General features: G+C 57.2%; 17 protein-coding genes. 8 read left to right on the top strand and 9 right to left on the bottom strand.

From position 1 onward, the window contains the following. Positions 1-28 precede the first annotated feature (28 nt). A complete protein-coding gene (locus ACO0U8_RS16475; protein WP_136375461.1) occupies positions 29-634 on the top strand; it encodes a helix-turn-helix domain-containing protein in 606 nt (201 codons plus the stop codon). A gap of 164 nt (positions 635-798) precedes the next feature. Here ACO0U8_RS16475 and ACO0U8_RS16480 read toward each other — a convergent pair whose 3' ends face one another. The 3 genes from ACO0U8_RS16480 to ACO0U8_RS16490 all read right to left on the bottom strand — a co-directional run bounded on the left by ACO0U8_RS16480 (position 799) and on the right by ACO0U8_RS16490 (position 2,822). Continuing rightward, positions 799-1,677, bottom strand: a complete 879-nt coding sequence (locus ACO0U8_RS16480) for a PhzF family phenazine biosynthesis protein (protein WP_421671255.1) — start codon at positions 1,675-1,677, stop codon at positions 799-801. Positions 1,678-1,723: 46 nt separating this feature from the next. Further along, positions 1,724-2,026, bottom strand: a complete 303-nt coding sequence (locus tag ACO0U8_RS16485; RefSeq protein ID WP_217203086.1) for a hypothetical protein — start codon at positions 2,024-2,026, stop codon at positions 1,724-1,726. 103 nt (positions 2,027-2,129) lie between these two features. Then, entirely contained in the window at positions 2,130-2,822 is a 693-nt protein-coding gene (locus tag ACO0U8_RS16490) for a DJ-1/PfpI family protein (protein ID WP_072158165.1), read from the bottom strand. A gap of 201 nt (positions 2,823-3,023) precedes the next feature. Here ACO0U8_RS16490 and ACO0U8_RS16495 point away from each other — a divergent pair, with 201 nt between their 5' ends. Further along, positions 3,024-4,442, top strand: a complete 1,419-nt coding sequence (locus tag ACO0U8_RS16495; RefSeq protein WP_421671256.1) for a PLP-dependent aminotransferase family protein — start codon at positions 3,024-3,026, stop codon at positions 4,440-4,442. A 17-nt stretch (positions 4,443-4,459) separates the two neighbouring features. Here ACO0U8_RS16495 and ACO0U8_RS16500 read toward each other — a convergent pair whose 3' ends face one another. From ACO0U8_RS16500 to ACO0U8_RS16525, 6 genes are all read right to left on the bottom strand, one after another. Next, positions 4,460-5,335 carry a hypothetical protein gene (locus ACO0U8_RS16500; protein ID WP_122096753.1) on the bottom strand — a complete coding sequence of 292 codons (876 nt, stop codon included), beginning with the start codon at positions 5,333-5,335 and terminating at the stop codon, positions 4,460-4,462. Then, positions 5,326-7,671: a fimbria/pilus outer membrane usher protein gene (locus ACO0U8_RS16505; RefSeq protein ID WP_421671257.1), complete on the bottom strand. Its 2,346-nt coding sequence runs from the start codon at positions 7,669-7,671 to the stop codon at positions 5,326-5,328. The genes ACO0U8_RS16500 and ACO0U8_RS16505 overlap by 10 nt, the downstream gene beginning before the upstream one ends. Before the next feature lie 166 nt (positions 7,672-7,837). Continuing rightward, positions 7,838-8,419: a fimbrial protein gene (locus tag ACO0U8_RS16510; RefSeq protein ID WP_183849568.1), complete on the bottom strand. Its 582-nt coding sequence runs from the start codon at positions 8,417-8,419 to the stop codon at positions 7,838-7,840. A 91-nt stretch (positions 8,420-8,510) separates the two neighbouring features. Beyond that, positions 8,511-9,209 (bottom strand): molecular chaperone, encoded by a 699-nt coding sequence (locus ACO0U8_RS16515; protein WP_421671258.1) that lies wholly within the window; start codon positions 9,207-9,209, stop codon positions 8,511-8,513. 284 nt (positions 9,210-9,493) lie between these two features. Then, positions 9,494-10,387, bottom strand: a complete 894-nt coding sequence (locus ACO0U8_RS16520) for a proline iminopeptidase-family hydrolase (protein WP_421671259.1) — start codon at positions 10,385-10,387, stop codon at positions 9,494-9,496. An 89-nt stretch (positions 10,388-10,476) separates the two neighbouring features. Beyond that, the gene (locus ACO0U8_RS16525) at positions 10,477-11,232 is read right to left on the bottom strand and encodes a LuxR family transcriptional regulator (protein ID WP_421671260.1); all 756 of its coding nucleotides are present in this window, start codon (positions 11,230-11,232) and stop codon (positions 10,477-10,479) included. A 315-nt stretch (positions 11,233-11,547) separates the two neighbouring features. Here ACO0U8_RS16525 and ACO0U8_RS16530 point away from each other — a divergent pair, with 315 nt between their 5' ends. From ACO0U8_RS16530 to ACO0U8_RS16555, 6 genes are all read left to right on the top strand, one after another. Beyond that, positions 11,548-12,486: an ABC transporter permease gene (locus ACO0U8_RS16530; RefSeq protein ID WP_056780070.1), complete on the top strand. Its 939-nt coding sequence runs from the start codon at positions 11,548-11,550 to the stop codon at positions 12,484-12,486. Next, positions 12,483-13,343, top strand: a complete 861-nt coding sequence (locus ACO0U8_RS16535; RefSeq protein WP_122096747.1) for an ABC transporter permease — start codon at positions 12,483-12,485, stop codon at positions 13,341-13,343. Before ACO0U8_RS16530 ends, ACO0U8_RS16535 begins: the two co-directional genes overlap by 4 nt. After that, complete coding sequence (locus tag ACO0U8_RS16540) at positions 13,340-14,317, top strand: ABC transporter ATP-binding protein (protein ID WP_421671261.1); 978 nt, start codon at positions 13,340-13,342, stop codon at positions 14,315-14,317. Before ACO0U8_RS16535 ends, ACO0U8_RS16540 begins: the two co-directional genes overlap by 4 nt. Beyond that, positions 14,301-15,329: an ABC transporter ATP-binding protein gene (locus tag ACO0U8_RS16545; protein WP_421671262.1), complete on the top strand. Its 1,029-nt coding sequence runs from the start codon at positions 14,301-14,303 to the stop codon at positions 15,327-15,329. The genes ACO0U8_RS16540 and ACO0U8_RS16545 overlap by 17 nt, the downstream gene beginning before the upstream one ends. A 1-nt stretch (position 15,330) precedes the next feature. Continuing rightward, positions 15,331-16,845, top strand: a complete 1,515-nt coding sequence (locus ACO0U8_RS16550; protein ID WP_421671263.1) for an ABC transporter substrate-binding protein — start codon at positions 15,331-15,333, stop codon at positions 16,843-16,845. Between the two features lie 220 nt (positions 16,846-17,065). After that, entirely contained in the window at positions 17,066-18,562 is a 1,497-nt protein-coding gene (locus ACO0U8_RS16555; protein WP_056780081.1) for an MFS transporter, read from the top strand. The last annotated feature ends 18 nt before the right edge of the window (positions 18,563-18,580 follow it).

Genomic DNA, 18,580 nt, shown 5'->3' on the forward strand with positions numbered 1-18,580 from the left:
ACCCCGATTATTGAATACAAGACACGCCATGAAATACCAAAGTATTGATATCAACCGGTGTTACGCCCGGGTCATCAAAGAAATAATGCCTTTTTGTCAAACAGCCACTCCTGATGAAGTTTATAAAGGTAAGCGACGGTACAATTTTAATAAAGAAGGAGAACAGCTGGTTTTTGTTATCGAAGAGGGTGATTATTTTGTCAAGCGACGACAAGACGACAAAGTCATTGAACTTATTACCTCGCCTTCGGTGATCGGATTCTTACCCGCCTTACGTGAAGATTATCCGATTTATCTCGAGCGGATCGATTATGGCAAGATAAGTTACATCACGTTAAAAAACTGTATGCGAATTATTTTCTCTCATCAGATGATGGGAGATGTGCTCTATATTTTATCCCAGCGGTTTACCAATATGATCTATTTTATTTCAGATAATAATGGCGATGCCACCAAAGAGGTATGCAATGCGATTACGCGTCTGCAAAATTTGCCCGATCATATTAAAAAGAGATTTTCTGCCCTTTCACTGATCGGGCAAACCACGCATTTATCCAAAAGTTCGATCAGCCGCGTGCTGAAAAAACTTCAGGATGATGGCGTCCTGTCGCTCGATAAAGGGCATCTTCTTTGAAGGGCTGCCATCGCAAGCCATAAAAAAACCCTTTATTGTTCAGCCATTCAGCGGCGAACAATAAAGGGTTTTTTACAGACCGGCACGTCGGGGTCAGGCGTCAGCGCGGCGGAAGGAGGGCAAAACGTCTTTCCTTGTTGTTACCTGCGCCGGGCAGCGACCCGTTATGCGCAGATTTTCCCGCTGATGCACGTCACTGCATGGCCCCCGACATAGATATGGTCCCTGGTGATGCGCAGGACCAGTTTTCCGTCGCGCCCTGTTTTCTGACCTTGTGAGGATCTGACGATGCCGTCATCCGGCAATGCGACCTGATGATGGCGCATAAACGCCGCGATGCTGCCATTACCGCTGCCGCACACCGGATCCTCATTGACTCCGCAGGAGGGAGCGAATGACCGGGCTTCAATGTGCATATCTGACGCGCCCGCGTGTAAACCGTACAGGCAGATGCCGGTGATGTTCATGGCCGCGTCATGCTGCGCCAGCCGGGCAAAGTCCGGCGTGGTGGCCAGCACCTGCGCGGCGTCGGTGGTTTTTGCCACCACCCAGCGCGCGCCGACATCGACCCGTGCCGGCGCGAGGCTGCGGTCAATGGGGCAGCCGAGGATCTCTTCCAGTTCCTGCGTTTGCGCCGGAGTCAGGGGCGTGATCACCGGCTCAGGTAACCGGAATGAAATGGACATCGGCGCGGCGTCTGGTGCGGTAACCTTCAGTTCAATCAGCCCGGCGGCGCACTCCTGAATGAGAACCCCGTCGCGTGGCGTAATGCTGCCGGATTCCAGCAAGGCATACGCCGTGCCGAGCGTCGGATGCCCGGCAAAAGGCAATTCGCTGGCGGGAGTAAATATGCGTACCCGATAATCGGCCCTGTTATCCTCAGCGGGAAGAACAAACGTCGTCTCAGAAAGATTTGTCCAGCTGGCAATAGATTGCATCTGGCTGTCGCTCAGCCCGCGGGCATCCATAATAACGGCCACCGGGTTGCCCTTATAAGGCGCGCTGGTAAAGACATCAACCTGTTTGAAATTAATCTGCTGCATAATCTTATCTCATGATGATGTAACGGAATAACCTGCCGGAAGAATATCAGTGCTGAATTTCAATCTGGTTCCAGCCTTTATTCAGCATGCAGCTTTTCACCAGAATTTCGCGTTTATCCTGATTGATATCTTCGATGGTATAGCTGGTGTCGCTTTTTTTGGTTTTCTTATCTTTGGAGGTGTATTTATCGGTCACGATATTATCCGGTGGCAGATCCCGTAATGCGTTAGCCTGACACTCTGTTTCGGCCAGCAATTCCTGCTGGTCTGTGCTGTCGGCTTTGACCCATTTATATTCCACGCAACCGGTCAGTGCAAACAGGGTGACGATAATCATTAACATCTTCATTGATTTATTTCCTGGGGTTTAAAAAAGTATGGATTAATAAAAAACACTATCCGGCATCTGTGTGCCGGAATGAAAAGAACAGCGTATGTGCGCCATCAGGCGTTTAACGCGCGCGGTAATACGACAACGCGGCATCACGGCAGGCACCGAAATGATCTTTATATAAGGCTTTCGACTGACGGGTTAATTCCTCGCCTGCACGTTCCGGCGTGCCAACGCCAAATACCGGCTGAGGATGATATTCAATCGTCAGCTCAACCAGTTTTGCCTGATGTTCGCCACGCAACGCTGCCAGTACCCTGAGCGCAGCTTCAAACCCGCCGGTGGCCGGGCCCGCAGTCAGCAATTTGCCATCCTGAACCACCGCGCCGCCCGGCACCGCTTCAGCCCCAAACAGCGGCAGGCTTTCCAGCAGATGAAAATTGGTGGTGGCTTTGCGCCCTTTGAGCAGGCCCACGGCGCCTAACAGCAGCGCGCCGCCGCAGATTGCCATCAGGTACGGGTCGTGTTGCGACTGACGGGCAATGAACGCCAGAATGTCAGGGTTGCGGTTCATGTCTGCGGGCACCGCGCCCATGACCAGCACATCCAGCGGCGGGCACTCGTCAAACGTGGTGGTGGCGGCCAGAGGCAGGCGGGGCGAGGCCTCGATCAGATCTTTATTCTTCCAGAGGATATGCAACTCAACCTCCGGCGTCATACCGAATACGGCATGAGCGCCGAGCAGATCCATGATGGCAACCCCCGGACAAACGAGGATCCCAACCTGAAGTGGCGAATGATTTTTCAGTTCCATCACAGTCTCCCGGACCATAAATAAAAGTCAGCTGTATAAAGAAAGATGCTACACCCTTCAGAAAAAGGGGTACAGATACAGTATAAGTCTGAATCAAAGGACACAATAACCGCGTTAAGCCGTGCCATTCCGCGAGGAGGTCCGGTATTAAAGCCTGTAAAAACGCGGTAAACTGTGACCATTACGTTGTGGAGATTAAGCATGTTTACCTATGAAATTTTAGCCAAAGAGGTCGCCACGGCGATCACTAATGGTCAGTTACCGCCCGGTTCCCGTATCCGTTCCATCCGGGAGTACGCCAACAGCCACAACGTCAGCGTCAATACGGTGAAAACTGCCTACCGGTTGCTGGAAGATCGCGGGCTTATCGTCGCGCGCCCGCAGGCGGGCTATTTTGTGAGTAACAACATCCCCGTGCTTTCAGCGCCAGCGGCGCTGACCCACGCACCTGAAAAGCTGTCACTGAGCGGAATCAAACGGCTGCTTTCGGTGATCCTCGATAACCACGCCAAAGAGGATTTCCTCGATCTGGCGCTGGCCTGCCCGGTCGGTGAAGCCTTTTACCCGGCCACGCGGCTGCGCAAGCTCACCTCGCAGCTGCTGCGCGCCAACAATCACAGCCTGACGTCTTACGCACTTCCTCCGGGATCCGTTCGCCTGAGATCGCAAATTGCCCGCCGTGGCGTGCATCTGGGGATGGTGCTGTCCGCCGAGGATATTCTGATCACTCACGGCACCATGGAAGCACTCAGCCTTGCTGTGCGGGCCTCGACCCGCCCCGGAGACGGCGTCGCGCTGGAAACCCCGACGTTTTATAACCTCTACCCGATGCTCGAAGATCTCGGGCGACGCGTTATTGAAATCCCCACCCATCCTCACACCGGCATGTGCCTTGATACCCTGCAAAAGCGCATTGACGACGGCGAAGTCGCTGCGGTGATCACCGTGCCCAGCGGGCAGAACCCGCTGGGTTTCACCATGCCCGAGGAGCACCGGCAGCGTCTGGCGAAAATGGCCAACACCCATCACATCCCGGTCATCGAAGACGCCATGTATGCCGAACTGCAATACGGCGAACGCGCCGTGCCCAACATCAAAGCTTTCGATGAAGAGGGCTGGGTGCTGGTTTGTGCCAGTTACACCAAGACCGTCGCGCCGGATTTCAGGATCGGCTGGCTGGAGGCCGGGCGCTTCCGCGATGTCGTCCGTCAGCTCAAATTCACCTCGACCGTAGCGGAACCCGCCCTGCTGTCTGAAACCCTGGGCATGTTTCTGGAAAACGGCAGCTATGAACTTCACCTGCGCCACCTGAAACGGCTGTACACCCGCCAGATTGACACCGTGCGCGGCATCATCGCCCGTCATTTTCCGCAGGGCACCCGCGTCAGCCGCCCGGAATGTGGCTTTATCCTCTGGCTTGAGCTGCCGGAAAACCTCGATACGTTGCTGCTGTTCCACGCCGCGCTGGATGAAAAAATACTCTGTATGCCCGGTTTGCTCTGTTCCGGCAGCAAGGCCTACAGCCATTGCCTGCGTCTCGCGGTGTGTGTTGAACTTGATGACAGCCATGTTCAGGGGCTGGCGCGGCTGGGTGAACTGGCCTGCGCTCAGGCGGGCTGACCCCCGCCACCGGTTTTTCAACGCAATTCGACTTCTGCGGTAATGCTCACCACAAACGTTCCGGCGGCGGGCTGCTCGCCGGGGTTGCGTGTCAGTTCGGCGACATAGTCCGTATCATGAAACCGGGCGTTCTGCCCGGTGGCGGGCGCGCTGAAATCGACGTATCTCCCTTCCTCATTTTTCACCCGCAGACTGATCCCCGGCAAACTGGTGGCGATGTGCTGCGCATCCGGACGTGTGCCGTTAAAACTGAAATGGATGGCGAGGTTGTCGTAATCGGCTGCATTTTTACAGCTCACCGGCAGGTGAAAACTCACCCTTGACAGCACCGGCGCAGCGCTGATGACCGCGTCCGGAAACGTGACCCGCAGGTTTTCACGGGTCACGCTGCACTGGCTGACGTTCAGGCGCAGCGCACTCAGACCCGGTGCCAGCAGCGGGGCTCCGTTCAGGCTCAGCGTAAACAGCGCCGGCAGGTCGTAATCTCCCGCCTGCACATCACCGGTTTTATACAGCCGGATGGCGAAGTTTTTGATCCCCTCGCCCGCGGGATCCAGGCGGTAAGCGCTGCCGTTATGCAGACAACCGCTGCCTTCCTGCGTACAGAAGCTGAAGCCGATGCCCGGTATACCGGTGTGATAAATGCCCCGGTTTTCATTCCACACCGGATAGCTCATCGCGACCTGAAGGGCCTGCGCAGGCAGATTTACGCGGCTGAGCGGGGCAGCGGGAAAGGTGGCCAGCAGCGAACCGTTGGCCTGAATTTGTCTGACCGGCAGCGTACCGGCTTTGAGCATTAAGGTACGGGTCGCCGATGCGCTGGCCGCGACGAAAAACAGTAACAGCAGAAGGGCCGTCAGCCGCAAAGGCCGGGCGCGAAGACTTACATGCATGAGAGTTTCCACAGGTTTGAAGGGTCGGAGGCTGTCGACGGTTGCGGGATATGGCACAGCACCTGGCCGTTGAGCAGGGCAGTCAGCGGCCAGCGCACCGCGGTGAAATCCGCCAGCAGCACGCCTGCGGCGCCGCCGGTGCCCACCGGTTTTTGGCTGGCGTCCTGCACCGTCACGCCAAACGGCAAAGTGTGCTGGTGTTTATCGACAATACGGGCGAACCGGCGATCGTGGCGGATGGCATTAAACTCCGCTTCCACCACTGCGCCGCTGGTCGGCACCACGCGTTTGATGGTGGACGGCAGATCGATTTGCCGGTCGAGAGAGTTGGGATCCAGCTCGACATCGTTCACATGGTAAGGCACCGCATAGCTGATGACGGCGTTACCCTGCCTGTCGGTATAGACGTTCTGACTGTTCTCGATTTTCAGCCCGCGGGTCTGCGGCGTATGCACCAGCACCACGGTATCCCCCAGCGGCTGGCTCAGGGTCACGCCGTGGTGATGCATAATCACGCCGCCCTGCAGGCCGAAACTGGTTTGCTGATAGCCACTTCCCTGAGACAACCCGGCGCTGATAAGCCCGCCCGAGGCGCTGTAGGTGCCTGACATATTGCTGGTTTGCGGGCTGTCCTGCCCGGACATGTTCACGTCGTAAGTGAGCTGGTCATCATCCATAAATGCCCCGTTTACCGATGCCGTTTGCTGATGCCCCCCGCGGGAATCGCTGTTGAAGTTGTATCCCGCACGGTGCTTTTGATCGCGGCCCAGCGGAATATCGAGGCTGAACGTGATGCTGTTATCGGCCACGCCTTGCAGGTCATGCTGATGCGCGAAGAACACCTGAAACTGGGATTGCCAGTAATTCAGGCTCAGGCCAAAGCGGATGCTGTGCTGTTTGTTGCCCCGCCAGGTGTGGTCTTCGGTATAGCGCAGCATCAGGGTCAGGGCGTCGAAGCTCTGATCCAGCTGAAGGTTGTACCGGTCACGATAGCGGGCATTCGCCGGGCTGTTTTTCACGGCATTGACCGCGTCTGCGGCTTCCTGATAGTGCGGGTTGTAGCTGTGTTTCCAGCTCAGGTTCAGGGTGCTGCGGGTCTGATTCAGCGAACGCACGAACAGCGTTTCCAGCTGTTTACCCTGTTCCACACCAGGGCGGGAAGCCGCCCTGGACTGACTGCGTTTAAGCAGCAAAGACAACCCGCCGAGCACCGGCATATTCGCCACCACACCGCCCGCGCTGTTCTGGTAGCGGAAGGTGTTTTGCTGCGCCATCTGCTGACCGGCCAGCAGGGTAAAAGTGTTATCCAGCCCGTAAAACGCGCTGGCCTGATAAAGGGTGGGCTGCAGGGCGGTGTCAGGCGCGCCGCCGTTGCGTAAGCGGCCGCCCGACATTTCATAGTTGAAAACGCCGGGCGGCAGCAGGGCGGCGATGGTATTAAACGCCTGCGTGAAATGCTGCACGTTGCCGTCGGTTTCAACGACGCTGATGTCCAGATCGCCGGAACTGCTGGCGCTGTGGATGTCCGTGATCAGAAACGGGCCGGGCGTCACCCGCCGCTGGTCGATGACAAATCCGTTCTGACGGATCACCACGGTGGCATTTGTGCGTGCCGTTCCGCTGATGGCGGGCATGTAAAAACGCTGATTGTCCGGGCGCATCTCCTCGCTGGAATACAGCGTCATGCCGCGCAGCGACACCGATGAAAAAATCTTGCCGTCGGTAAAAAAATCGCCGCCGCGAAACGTGCTTTTCAGCCAGCGGATATCACGGGTGAGGTAACTGGCGCTGCTTTGGTAATGGCTGCGTTCGCGGCTGTTATCGCTGAAGTACCCGTCATTGCGCAGCCGCCAGTCGCCCAGATTCAGCCCGTTGTTCAGGGTCGAACTGAGGCTGCTGTCATGACGACTTTGGCTGCCGGTATTGCGTTGCATGTTCATGTTGTAGTTGATGCGGGCGGCATTGAGGCCGCGGGTCCAGTTCTGTTCGGGGGCAATATCGTCGGAAGGCGCACTGAATCTGGCCTGCGGTACGGTCAGCGAGAGCGTTTCGCTGCCCGCGTCGTAACTGGCTTTGGCGTTATCGACAAATGCGCTGAGAGGGTGCAGACCCGGCGGGGTTCGGTCTGCGAGAATGCCCCACATGCGCAGCAACGCCAACGTAAACACCGGCTGAACCGTCCCGTCGGTTAAACGAAACGGCTGCGTGATCTGACCGGCGTCTTGCGCATTGATCAGCAGATCGACCGGATAATCACCGGCTATCACCTGGCTGCCTTTTTCAAGCACGGACGCATCAATGCCCTGCAGATTGCCCATCTTCTCCATCAGATTCATATCGAACTCCTCGCTGTGGGCGGCACATGAACAGCAGAAAAAAAGCAGGAAGCGGGTGATGAAAGGCCGGGGGCGCGTCATGGGGCAAGCCGGAACCCGGACCTTGCGGTCCGGTAATGCCTGGCGGAGATGAGGTGAAGTGCGTCAGGCATTATTTCCGCACAGTTTATTTATAGGTGAAGGTAAACGTGGCTTTAGAGGCCACGTCGCCTGCTGTCACGGTGCTGGCCTCTTTGGCGTATTTGACGATGAAATCAAGGTTATCATTGCCATTATTCAGGCGTGACGCGTAGTCAGCAGACGGAACTTCGCTGTTATCCACCTTCAGCGCTGTTGCTGAACCATTCATGGCGCTGAACAGCTCAAAGCCCAGGCCCTTCGCCCCGTCGGTATCGGTGTCAGTATTGGTGAGCAGAGTTGGAGACGAAGAGTCTGTTCCCCCTTCAATTTTCAGGCTGACGTTGTTCTGGTTAATCTGATCCGGGCAGTTCAGATAAATAGAAAAGCGTTTTTCGCCTTCATCAGTGGCTGCGCCGACGGGAAGAGTGCTGATTTTATTCAGGTTAATTTCATCTAAAGGAACCGAGTGAACCGTCTTGCTGTCGATGGTGCAGGTCGGCGCTTTCACGGAACCCGTAAACTCAATCGTGATGTCAGTGGGTGCCGCATCCTCCGCCATAGCACAATGCATCACCGGCAAAAGACCGGCGGCCAGTAATCCCGCGTAAATACGTTTATTCAAAATCATTTTATTGCCTTTATTTCTTTACATCATGGATAACGACTTCCCGTTGACGGGAAGTTTTACTCAGAGCAACGTGACAGGCGTTAAATAACCGTTATTGCAAAGAGACGTGTTGTATTTCTGACAGCCCGCCGAAATCATTAATGATGTTGTAATAGACAGTGTGAACCGTCGAACCGGCCGGGACAGAAATCGTCAATGAGGAGAAGGGCGCCACCATATTGGCTGGAAGTTCATTCTTTGAATTATTGGCTGCATCCCGCCAGACTTTATTAAACGTAATATGGTAAGGCGAAGGATTAGTGACAATCAGTTTTCCGGGTTCGGCACGCCATTTCATGGTGGTAAAACTTTCGTGCAGCTCGGGGTCAATCCCTTTCGGACGATAGAAGATCTTGATCCGGGTTTTAAACGCCACCACCAGCTGCGCACCGTCGGCCACCTGACGCTGGGGGATTTCCTTGAGATTCAACCACATCATGGTTTCCCGATCCGCAGGAAGCCCGGTGTTGTCGATTTTCTCAATGCGCAAGGTGGTGACGTTATTGGCGGTAACTTTCGACAGCGGCGGGTAAACCGTGAAGCGTCCTTCCTCCTCGCCGGATTCATTTTCAATCCACGCCTGCGCAAGAAAATCGAGGCCGGAAGGGTTACTGACTTTCACCGATTGCTGCGGGGTTGACTCCGGATAGATTACCCGCGTTTCATCCAGCATCAGTGAAGCATGGCTGATAACAGGGCAAAGAAATAACAGGAAGGGAATGAAATAATTTCGGATGCACGTAGCGTTCATTATTTTCTCTGAAACCGGATCGTTGAATGAGGTTCTGCTGACTCAGGGCACGATAATAAATACGGAGGTTCAGTGAAAATTAAACAAAACCACAACGGCAGGGTGTGACTGGCGGAAATGTTATCATCATGAAAATAACAGCGCGGGAATGTAAAGACTCTGTGCAAATAAGAAATGTGGCGTGATGAGCTAAGTAAAGTGAATGAATAAATGCACTGAGATTTGCGTTTATTCATCCACCTGACGGCAACGTGTGGCGTGGTTCTCTGTGCTGTTGACGTGAATCACGTAACCGATGCTAAAAATTTCCCCACGCACGCCATGCATGCTTCCCGTTCTTCCACGTGCGGCATATGGCTGGAGTGTTCGAAAATCACCCATTCTGCCCCTTTAATGTGGTCGGCGAAGGGCTGCACAACTTCCGGTGCGGCTTCGTCGTAACGGCCTGATATCAGCAGAACCGGCACATTAATGGCCGCGAGACGGTCGATCACTGTCCACGCTTTCATGCTGCCAATCACGTGAAACTCGGTCGGTCCGTTCATGGCGAGGTACACCGTCGGATCGGCATCCATGGCGGCGAACGTGCGTTTCACCTCTTCCGGCCACGGATCGAGGCGGCAGACGTGACGGGCATAAAACACCTGCGACGCGGCTTTGTATTCGGCACTGTCGATCGTTCCGGCCTGTTCATGGGTGAGTAAGGTCTGCTGAACGTCCGGCGGCAGTTCGCTGCGCAACCTTGCGGCGGCCTGCAACCAGAGCGCCATCGACGCAGGCGAATTAGCGATAATCAGCGCTTTCAGACCGGCAGGTTGGGTGACCGCATGTTCGGCACCGAGCATACCGCCCCACGACTGGCCGAGCAGCGCGTAATCTTTTTCGATGCACAGATGGCGCAGCAGATTGTCCAGTTCCGCCAGAAACAGCGACGGTTGCCAGAAATCTGCCGGTTTATCAGGAAGGTGGGTGGAGCGGCCATTACCGATCTGATCGTAATGGATCACCGCCCGGCCGGTTTGGGCAATATCGCGGAAGGCATCCACGTAATCGTGGGTGCAGCCCGGCCCGCCGTGCGCGATCACCAGCGGCGTGACGCCGTTGTTCAAATCGCCGCAAACGCGGTACCAGGTCTGGTATTCCTGAAACGGCGCAAAGCCTTCAGTGAGCTTGACCATGTTGTTTCCCCTGTCGGTGAATAATCCTCACAGGGTAAACATCGCGGCGGCGCTGAACAGCTAGTAAAAAAGATAGAAAACGTGAAAGCTCAGCTGTCGAGCAGGCGGTAATGCATGGCGCGAACCACCGCCTGCACGCGGTTGCTGGCCCCCAGTTTGCGGCCGGCGGTGTTGAGATGCAGCGTGACGGTGGCGATTGACCGGTTCAGCTTACGGGCAATCTCTTTGGCGGTTAATCCCTCCGCCGCCCACGCCAGACATTCACGTTCGCGTTTGCTTAACCTGACGTGCTGACAGGTCAGCACGCTGCTGTCGAACAGCGGAAACACGCACTCCTGAAAGGTCAGCGCCAGCAGGCTGAAATCGCCCAGCACGTCATGAATATCCAGCTCGTGCCCGGCGCCGGTGTGGATCCCGGTCACCGTAACAAATCCGCCGTTGGGCAGATGCAGCGGCACGGTGGCGCCACTGGGCATATTGTTATCGCACATGTAATGTGTGACCGGTTTATTGAGGTCACTCAGACGGTTTTGCAGCGAGGTGTTGTCTGGCCGCTGATAAGACCAGACGAACGGCGCGCAGCTCTCCAGCGCATAATGCTGCACCGGGTCCACCTGATAATATCCGCTCTCCAGCCACAGCCGCTGCATATCTCCCGGTACATTGCACATCTGCAACAAGGAAGGCGTGATCAGATCCCCTTCCAGCGAACGGGGAACCGGCGTGAAATCGTAAATCAGGGCATCAAATCCCAGGCGCGATGTCTGGGCGAAAAGGTGGGCAAACGCGCCTTCCACGGTACTTTCCCGCATCCCCTGCGCACCCTCTGTCACTGCGAGTTTCATGAATTCATCTCCGCCATGCTTCAACGTAAAAACGGCATTTGCCCCTCCGGCACGGTTCCTGCGTTGCCCAACCTGTGCCTGAAAAACATGCAATCGCGGTGCCAGATCACGGTGATAGCAAAACTAGTATTTTTGCTAACTACCGGTGCGGCACCACTGCGGCTAACGTAGTGCGACAGGGCAAAAGGCCATCGCAGGCGTGCCGAAAAAAGGGGAGAAACGCCGGGGTCGGCGCAGCCACACTGCACCGGGCTGGTGCAAATGTCGCCCGCCACGTCCGTTTTTGCACCGTTACACGCCATGAAGGGGACTGCCATGCACCGTTATCGTTTTCTGCTCTGGCGACCGCTGCAACTGCTGCCGGTGCTGCTGGGGATCAGCATTCTGACCTTTATTATGGTCCGCGCCATCCCCGGCGATCCGGCGAGGATCCTGCTTGGGGTGCACAGTTCGCCGGAAGCCATCGCCCGTATCCGCGCCCAGTTCGGGCTGGATTTGCCGATATGGCAGCAATACCTCTATTTCCTGCGCAATCTGCTTAACGGTGAAATGGGTAAATCGCTGATTTACCGTGTCGATACGCTCAAGCTGGTCACCACCCGTATCGAACCGACGCTGTATCTGGTGCTCGGCAGCGTGTTGCTGGCGCTGCTGATCGCGGTGCCACTGGCCGCCGCGGCGGCGAGACAGCGCGGAAAACTGGCCGATCAGGTGATCCGTTTGCTTTCCACCGTCGGCCTCGGCCTGCCCGCGTTCTGGCTGGCGATCATGATGATTTTGCTGTTCAGCCTGTCGCTGGGCTGGTTTCCGGTATCGGGGTACGGCAGTGACGCGGGTGAACGCCTCCGTCATCTGTTTTTGCCCTGCCTGACCGTCGCGCTGGCGCTGTCGGCGGTACTGACCCGCAACCTGCGCGCCAGCCTGCTGATGGAATTACAGAATGATTACGTGACGGCCGCCAGGGCGCGTGGTCAGAACGAAAACCGCATTTTCTGGCGTCACGTGATGCCCAATTCACTGGTGCCCACGGTCAACCTGCTGGCGGTGAACATCGGCTGGCTGATCGGCAGTACGGTGGTGATCGAAAGCGTATTTGCTATTCCCGGCATGGGGCAGTTGCTGGTGAAAGCCATCATCAGCCGTGACTACATGGTGGTGCAGGGCGTGGTGCTGGTGTTTGCGCTGGCGACGGTCGCCGTGAATCTGATCGCCGATCTGGTGACCGTGGCGCTGGATCCGAGGGTGACGTTATGAGCATGACAGAAAAGTTAATCACGCAGCGGCGGGTGTACTTTCCTCTGCGCTGGCTGCCGCGCCAGCAGGCGCTGCGGCTGGGCATTCTGATGTTGCTGGTGTGGATATTAGTGGCGCTGCTCAGCCCGTGGATCGCGCCATTTGACCCGGTTGCGCAGGATGCATCCGTGACGTTGTCACCGCCTTCATTCGCCCATCCGTTCGGCACGGATAACTTTGGCCGAGACATCCTTTCCCGCGTGATGTGGGGCGCGCGGGTGGATCTGCAAATTTGTCTGATTGGCGTCATTTTCCCGTTCACTTTCGGCACGCTGGCGGGGGCGTTTGCCGGGTATCTCGGCGGCGCGGTGGACACAATCTTTATGCGGGTGATCGACGTGGTGCTGGCGTTTCCGTTTCTGGTGCTGATGCTGTCGATCATCGCCATTCTCGGGCCGGGGCTGGGCAGTTTTTATATCGCGATGGCAATGGTCGGTTGGGTGTCGTATGCCCGTCTGGTGCGGTCGCAGGTGCTGACGCTGAAACACCGGGATTTCATTCTGGCGGCGCGCAGCCTCGGTTACAGCCACCCGCGCATTTTACTTTTACACCTGCTGCCCAACGCACTGACCAGTTCGCTGGTGTTCTCGATGTCCGACTGCGTGCTGGTGTTACTCAGCGGCGCGTCGGTGAGTTATCTCGGCCTTGGCGTTCAGCCGCCCGTTGCCGAATGGGGCGTAATGGTTGCCGAAGGCCAGAGTTTTATTACCACGGCGTGGTGGATAACCACATTTCCCGGCCTGGCCATTGTGGTGCTGGCGATGAGTTTCAGCCTGCTGGCCGACGGGCTGGGCGACAAACTGGGAGAGCGGCCATGACGTTATTGCAGGTGTCCGGTTTAACCATTGAAGACCGGCAGGGCGTGGCGCTGGTGGACAGGCTCTCGCTGACGCTGAACGCGGGAGACATTCTCGGGCTGGTGGGCGAAAGTGGCTCCGGAAAAACCCTGAGCTGCCGCGCCATTATGCGGTTGCTGCCTGGCGAAGGGCTGAACATCCGCGCGGGAGAAATTCGCCTGAATGGCACAGATCTGCTGACGCTGAGTGACAAACGCATGACCGCCGTTCGCGGGCGTGAAATCGGCATGATTTTCCAGAACCCGGCCAGCCATCTGAATCCGGTGATGAGCGTCGGTCAGCAAATTGCCGAAAGCCGCCGGCTGCATTTCGGGGCCAGCCGCCGCGACGCGCATTTGCAGGCGGTGGAACTGCTGCGTCAGGTCGGTATTCCTGATCCGCAGCGCCGTGCAGATAACTATCCGCATGAGTTTTCCGGCGGTATGCGCCAGCGCGCCATGATCGCCGTGGCCCTGGCCTGCGAACCCAAAATGCTGATTGCCGACGAACCGACTACCGCGCTGGACGTCACCGTGCAGATGCAGATTTTGCGGCTGCTGCGCGATCTGCGCGACAGGCTGGGCATCGCCATTATTCTGATCACCCACGATCTCGGCGTGGTGGCGCAAACCTGTGACCGCATTGCGGTGATGTATGGCGGTCGTCTGTGTGAAACCGGCGAAAAACGTCAGGTGCTGGCACAGGCGCAGCATCCGTACACGCGCGGGCTGATTGATTGCCAGCCCGCCAGCGACGGCGGCAGCGGACGAATGATCACGCTGCCCGGCCAGCCGCCGGTGGCAGCACGTTTCCCCGCGGGCTGCCGCTTTCATCCGCGCTGCGCAAGGGCATCCGCACAGTGCCGTGCCGCCCAGCCCGCCATGGTTGCGGGCAGTCACGCGACGGCCTGCCACCATCCGCTGACCCCCGGGAGGGAAAATGAATCTGCCATCTGAACTGAGTTCGCAGCCGTATCCGCTGCTGGAAGTTGAGGATCTGTCCGTAACGTTTCCGGTTCCCGGATTTGGCCTGAAAAAGCGCCACGTTCAGGCGGTGAACGGTGTGTCTTTGCACATTCATGCGGGTGAAACGCTGGGGCTGGTGGGCGAATCAGGCAGCGGCAAAAGCACGCTGGGCCGGGCGATGTTGCATCTGGAAACGGCCAGTGCCGGACGGGTGCGTTTTCGCGGGCAACTGATCACCGACGGCGTCAGGCCCGATATCGCCCGTTTGCGCCAGCAAACCGCGATGATTTTTCAGGATCCTTACGCCTCGCTGAACCCGCGCCAGACGCTGGGTGAAAGCATCAGCGAAGTGTTGCGGGTGCATCAGAAAGTCGCTAAAGCGCACATCGCGGGGCGGGTGAGTGAACTGCTGATGCGCGTGGGCCTCAGCCCGGAACACGCCGCGAAACGGCCACAGGCGCTGAGTGGCGGACAGTGTCAGCGTGCCGGTATCGCCCGCGCACTGGCGATCGAACCGCGTCTGATCGTTGCGGATGAATGCGTGGCTGCGCTGGATGTGTCGATTCAGGCGCAAATCATTAACTTACTGATGGATCTGCGCGAAAGCATGGGGCTGGCGATCTTGTTTATCGCGCACGATCTGGCGATTGTGCGCCGCCTGTGTGACCGCGTGGCGGTGATGTACCTCGGGCGCATTGTCGAAAGCGGCCCTACGCACACGGTGTTTACTGCGCCGCGCCATCCTTATACCGCTGCGCTGGTGGCGGCGATCCCTGAAATCGACCCCGACCGGCCGCTGCCGGAGCATCCGTTACAGGGAGAGCCGCCTGGCCCGGTTTCTCTCCCTGCGGGCTGTGCTTTTCATCCTCGCTGTGCCTTTGCGCTTGCCGCGTGCAGGCAAGGCGCGGCACCAGAAACCCGGCATATTGCCGATCATGCTTTCGCCTGTGTGCTTGACGGCCACAAACGCGAAGGCGTCTATCCGATGACTGAAGGAAGGTGACATGAAGCAAAAGCATTTTAACGTTGTGGCCGCCGGGGTGCTGCTGGCGTTGAGCCTGGTCAGCGAAATGGCGCAGGCGGCGGGAGTTTTAACCATCGGTCGTCGTGAAGACAGCACCACATTTGACCCGATCAAGTCCGCGCAAAACGCGGATAACTGGGTGTTCTCCAACGTGTTCGATCCGCTGGTGCGGGTCGATAACACCGGCACCAAACTGCTGCCGGGGCTGGCGGAGAGCTGGACGATTTCGCCGGACGGCAAAACCTATACGCTGAAATTGCGCGACGCGAAGTTCTCTGACGGCACGCCGGTCACCGCTTCCGATGCGGTGTTCAGCCTGACGCGTATCCGCGATGATGCCGGTTCCATGTGGAAAGATTCCTACAGCATTATTGAAAGCCTCAGCGCGCCCGACGCCCGTACGCTGGTGATCACCCTGAAAACCCCGTCGGCGGCTTTTTTATCGCAACTGGCGCTGCCGAATGCCTCGGTGATTTCTCAGCAGGCCTTCACCAAACAGGGCGCGGATGATTTTGCCGAGCATCCGGTGGGTTCCGGCGCTTTCAGTGTGAAAGAGTGGACACGGGGCGAAAAAGTCGAGCTGGTGAAAAACCCGTATTACTGGGATGCCGCCAAGGTAAAACTGGACGGCGTCGAGTGGCTGACGTTGCCGGATGATAATACCCGTATGCTCAAGGTGCAGGCCGGCGAGCTGGATGCGGCGCTGTCGATTCCGTTCTCGCGTATCGCCTCGCTGCAAAAAGACCCGAAACTGAGCGTGGAGCTGGATACCTCAACCCGCGAAGATCATCTGCTGATCAACCATGCCCACGGCGATCTGGCCAAAGTGGAAGTGCGTCAGGCGCTGGATTTCGCGATTGATAAGAAATCCATCATCGACACCGTGACCTTCGGCTACGGCAAAATCGCTAACTCCTACATTCCTGACGGCGCGCTCTATCACTACGCCGCGAACCTGCAACGCCCGTACGACCCGGAAAAAGCCAGACAACTGCTGGCAGCGGCCGGTGTGAAAAATCTGACCCTGAAATACCTGGTCAACGCCGGGGATGAAGTGGACGAGCAGATCGCGGTTCTGCTGCAACAACAGCTGGCAAAAGCGGGCATCACCGCCAGTCTGCAAAAGGTGGATCCGAGCCAGAGCTGGGACATGCTGGTGGCGGGGGATTACGACATTTCGGTGATGTACTGGACCAACGACATTCTCGATCCGGATCAGAAAACCACCTTTACGCTGGGGCATGATTCCAACAACAACTACATGACGCACTACCACAACGAAAAAGTGAAAGCGCTGGTTGCGGCTGCGCGCGTTGAAATGGATCCGAAGAAGCGTGAACAGATGTATATCGATTTGCAGAAAATGGCGAAAGCCGACGTGAACTGGATTGATCTCTATTACAGCCCGTACCGCAATGTGACCCGTAAAAATATCAAAGACTTCCATCAGAATCCGTTAGGCCGTTTCACGTTAGAGGAAACGGTGAAAGAGTGATTTTTGCCACACCAGGGAAAATAAGTAGTACTTAAAAAAGTCAGTCTGTACCCCCCTTAGCCCACTTTCGAGTGGGCTTTTTCGTGTCAGGCATCTGCCTTTGCGCACCCTGCGCAGGGTAAATCATTCATCAACGGACCGGCTGACACTGCTTGCTTTTGAGCGGGTGCTCAAGTACCTTTCGCGCTTGAGCAAGTGCTCAAAAACTTCAGAGGCTTTTATGTTTTCCCACAACCGCTGGCTGATCCTTGCCATTGTCACCAGTACACTTTTCCTGATCATCATTGATATGACGGTCTTATACACCGCACTGCCGCGCCTCACGCTGGCTTTGGGTGCATCGTCCTCGGAAAAATTATGGATAGTGAATGCCTATCCGCTGGTCGTCGCGGGGCTGTTACCCGGCGCGGGAATGCTCAGCGACCGGCTGGGCCACAAAAATCTGTTTATGTGCGGGCTGCCGGTGTTTGCGGTGGCGTCGCTGTGCGCGGCGTTTTCCACGTCCGCTGACATGCTGATCGCTTCGCGCGTTTTCCTGGCGGTGGGGGCGGCAATGATGATGCCTGCAACGCTTGCGATCGTGCGCCATGTGTTTACCGATGAGCGCGAAAGGGCGCTGGCGATCGGCATCTGGTCCGCCGTTGCCTCCGGTGCCGCTGCGCTCGGCCCGGTGATCGGCGGCGTATTGTTGGAGTATTACTGGTGGGGTTCGGTATTCCTGATTAACGTGCCGGTTGTGCTGGCCGTTTTCCCGTTCGCGCTGGCGCTGATCCCGCGTGGCAAAGGCAATAAACAACGGCCTTGTGATTTTATCGGCTCCGCACTGGTAATGGCGGGGCTGGTCGGGGTGATTTACGCGCTCAAAGAGCTGAGCCATATCAACTCTTCATGGCTGGTGATCGTCTGCGCCGCGGCCGCAGGGGTGATATTCCTCGGCTTCTTTGCCAGAAGACAGCAGCGGGCCTTGCAGCCGATGATCGACTTCTCGCTGTTCCGTAACCGGGCGTTTGCCTGTGGTGTGGGGGTTGCGATCACGTCAATGATTGCGCTGATCGGCATCGAACTGGTGCTCAGCCAGCGGTTGCAGCTGGTGCTCGGGCTGTCGCCGTTTATGGCCGCCATGTTTATTCTGCCGATCCCGGTGGCCTCTGCGCTGGCCTCACCGCTGGCGGGTATGCTGATCCCGCGAGTGGGTGTGCGCAGGATAATGGTTGGCGGTTTTGCGCTGTCGGCGCTGGGGATTGTGATGCATGCGCTGGTGTTTGATGCCGGAACCTTACTGCAACTCATCAGCCTGTTCATTCTCGGTTTTGGTTTGGGCGGTGCGGTAACGGCAGCCTCGACGTCCATCATGCTTAACGCACCGGAAGACAAAGCCGGCATGGTCGCCGCTATCGAAGATGTGTCGTGGGAAATGGGTGGCGTGCTGGGCGTGACCTTGCTGGGCGGCCTGATGACCGCAGTTTACAGCCGCAGCCTGGAACTGCCGGCAGGGCTGGTGAGCGGTGATGCCGCGTATGACAGCCTCGACGAAGCGTTGGCGCTGGCCAGCCACCTCAGCCCGGAACACGCGTCCTTAATCAGCAGCCTCGCCCGTGCTGCGTTCGACCAGGCCTTTATGGCCGTGCTGGTGTCGGCTGCCCTGCTGGTGATCGCCACCGTGATTGTGGTGAAAATCGTATTACGTAAGTCGTTGGGCGCACGTCTGCCTTCCTGATAAAATGCGGGCAAGAGC

The organism is Rahnella sp. EDr1-12 (assembly GCF_049206505.1).
In the GTDB taxonomy this organism is placed as follows: Bacteria; Pseudomonadota; Gammaproteobacteria; order Enterobacterales; family Enterobacteriaceae; genus Rahnella; species Rahnella rivi.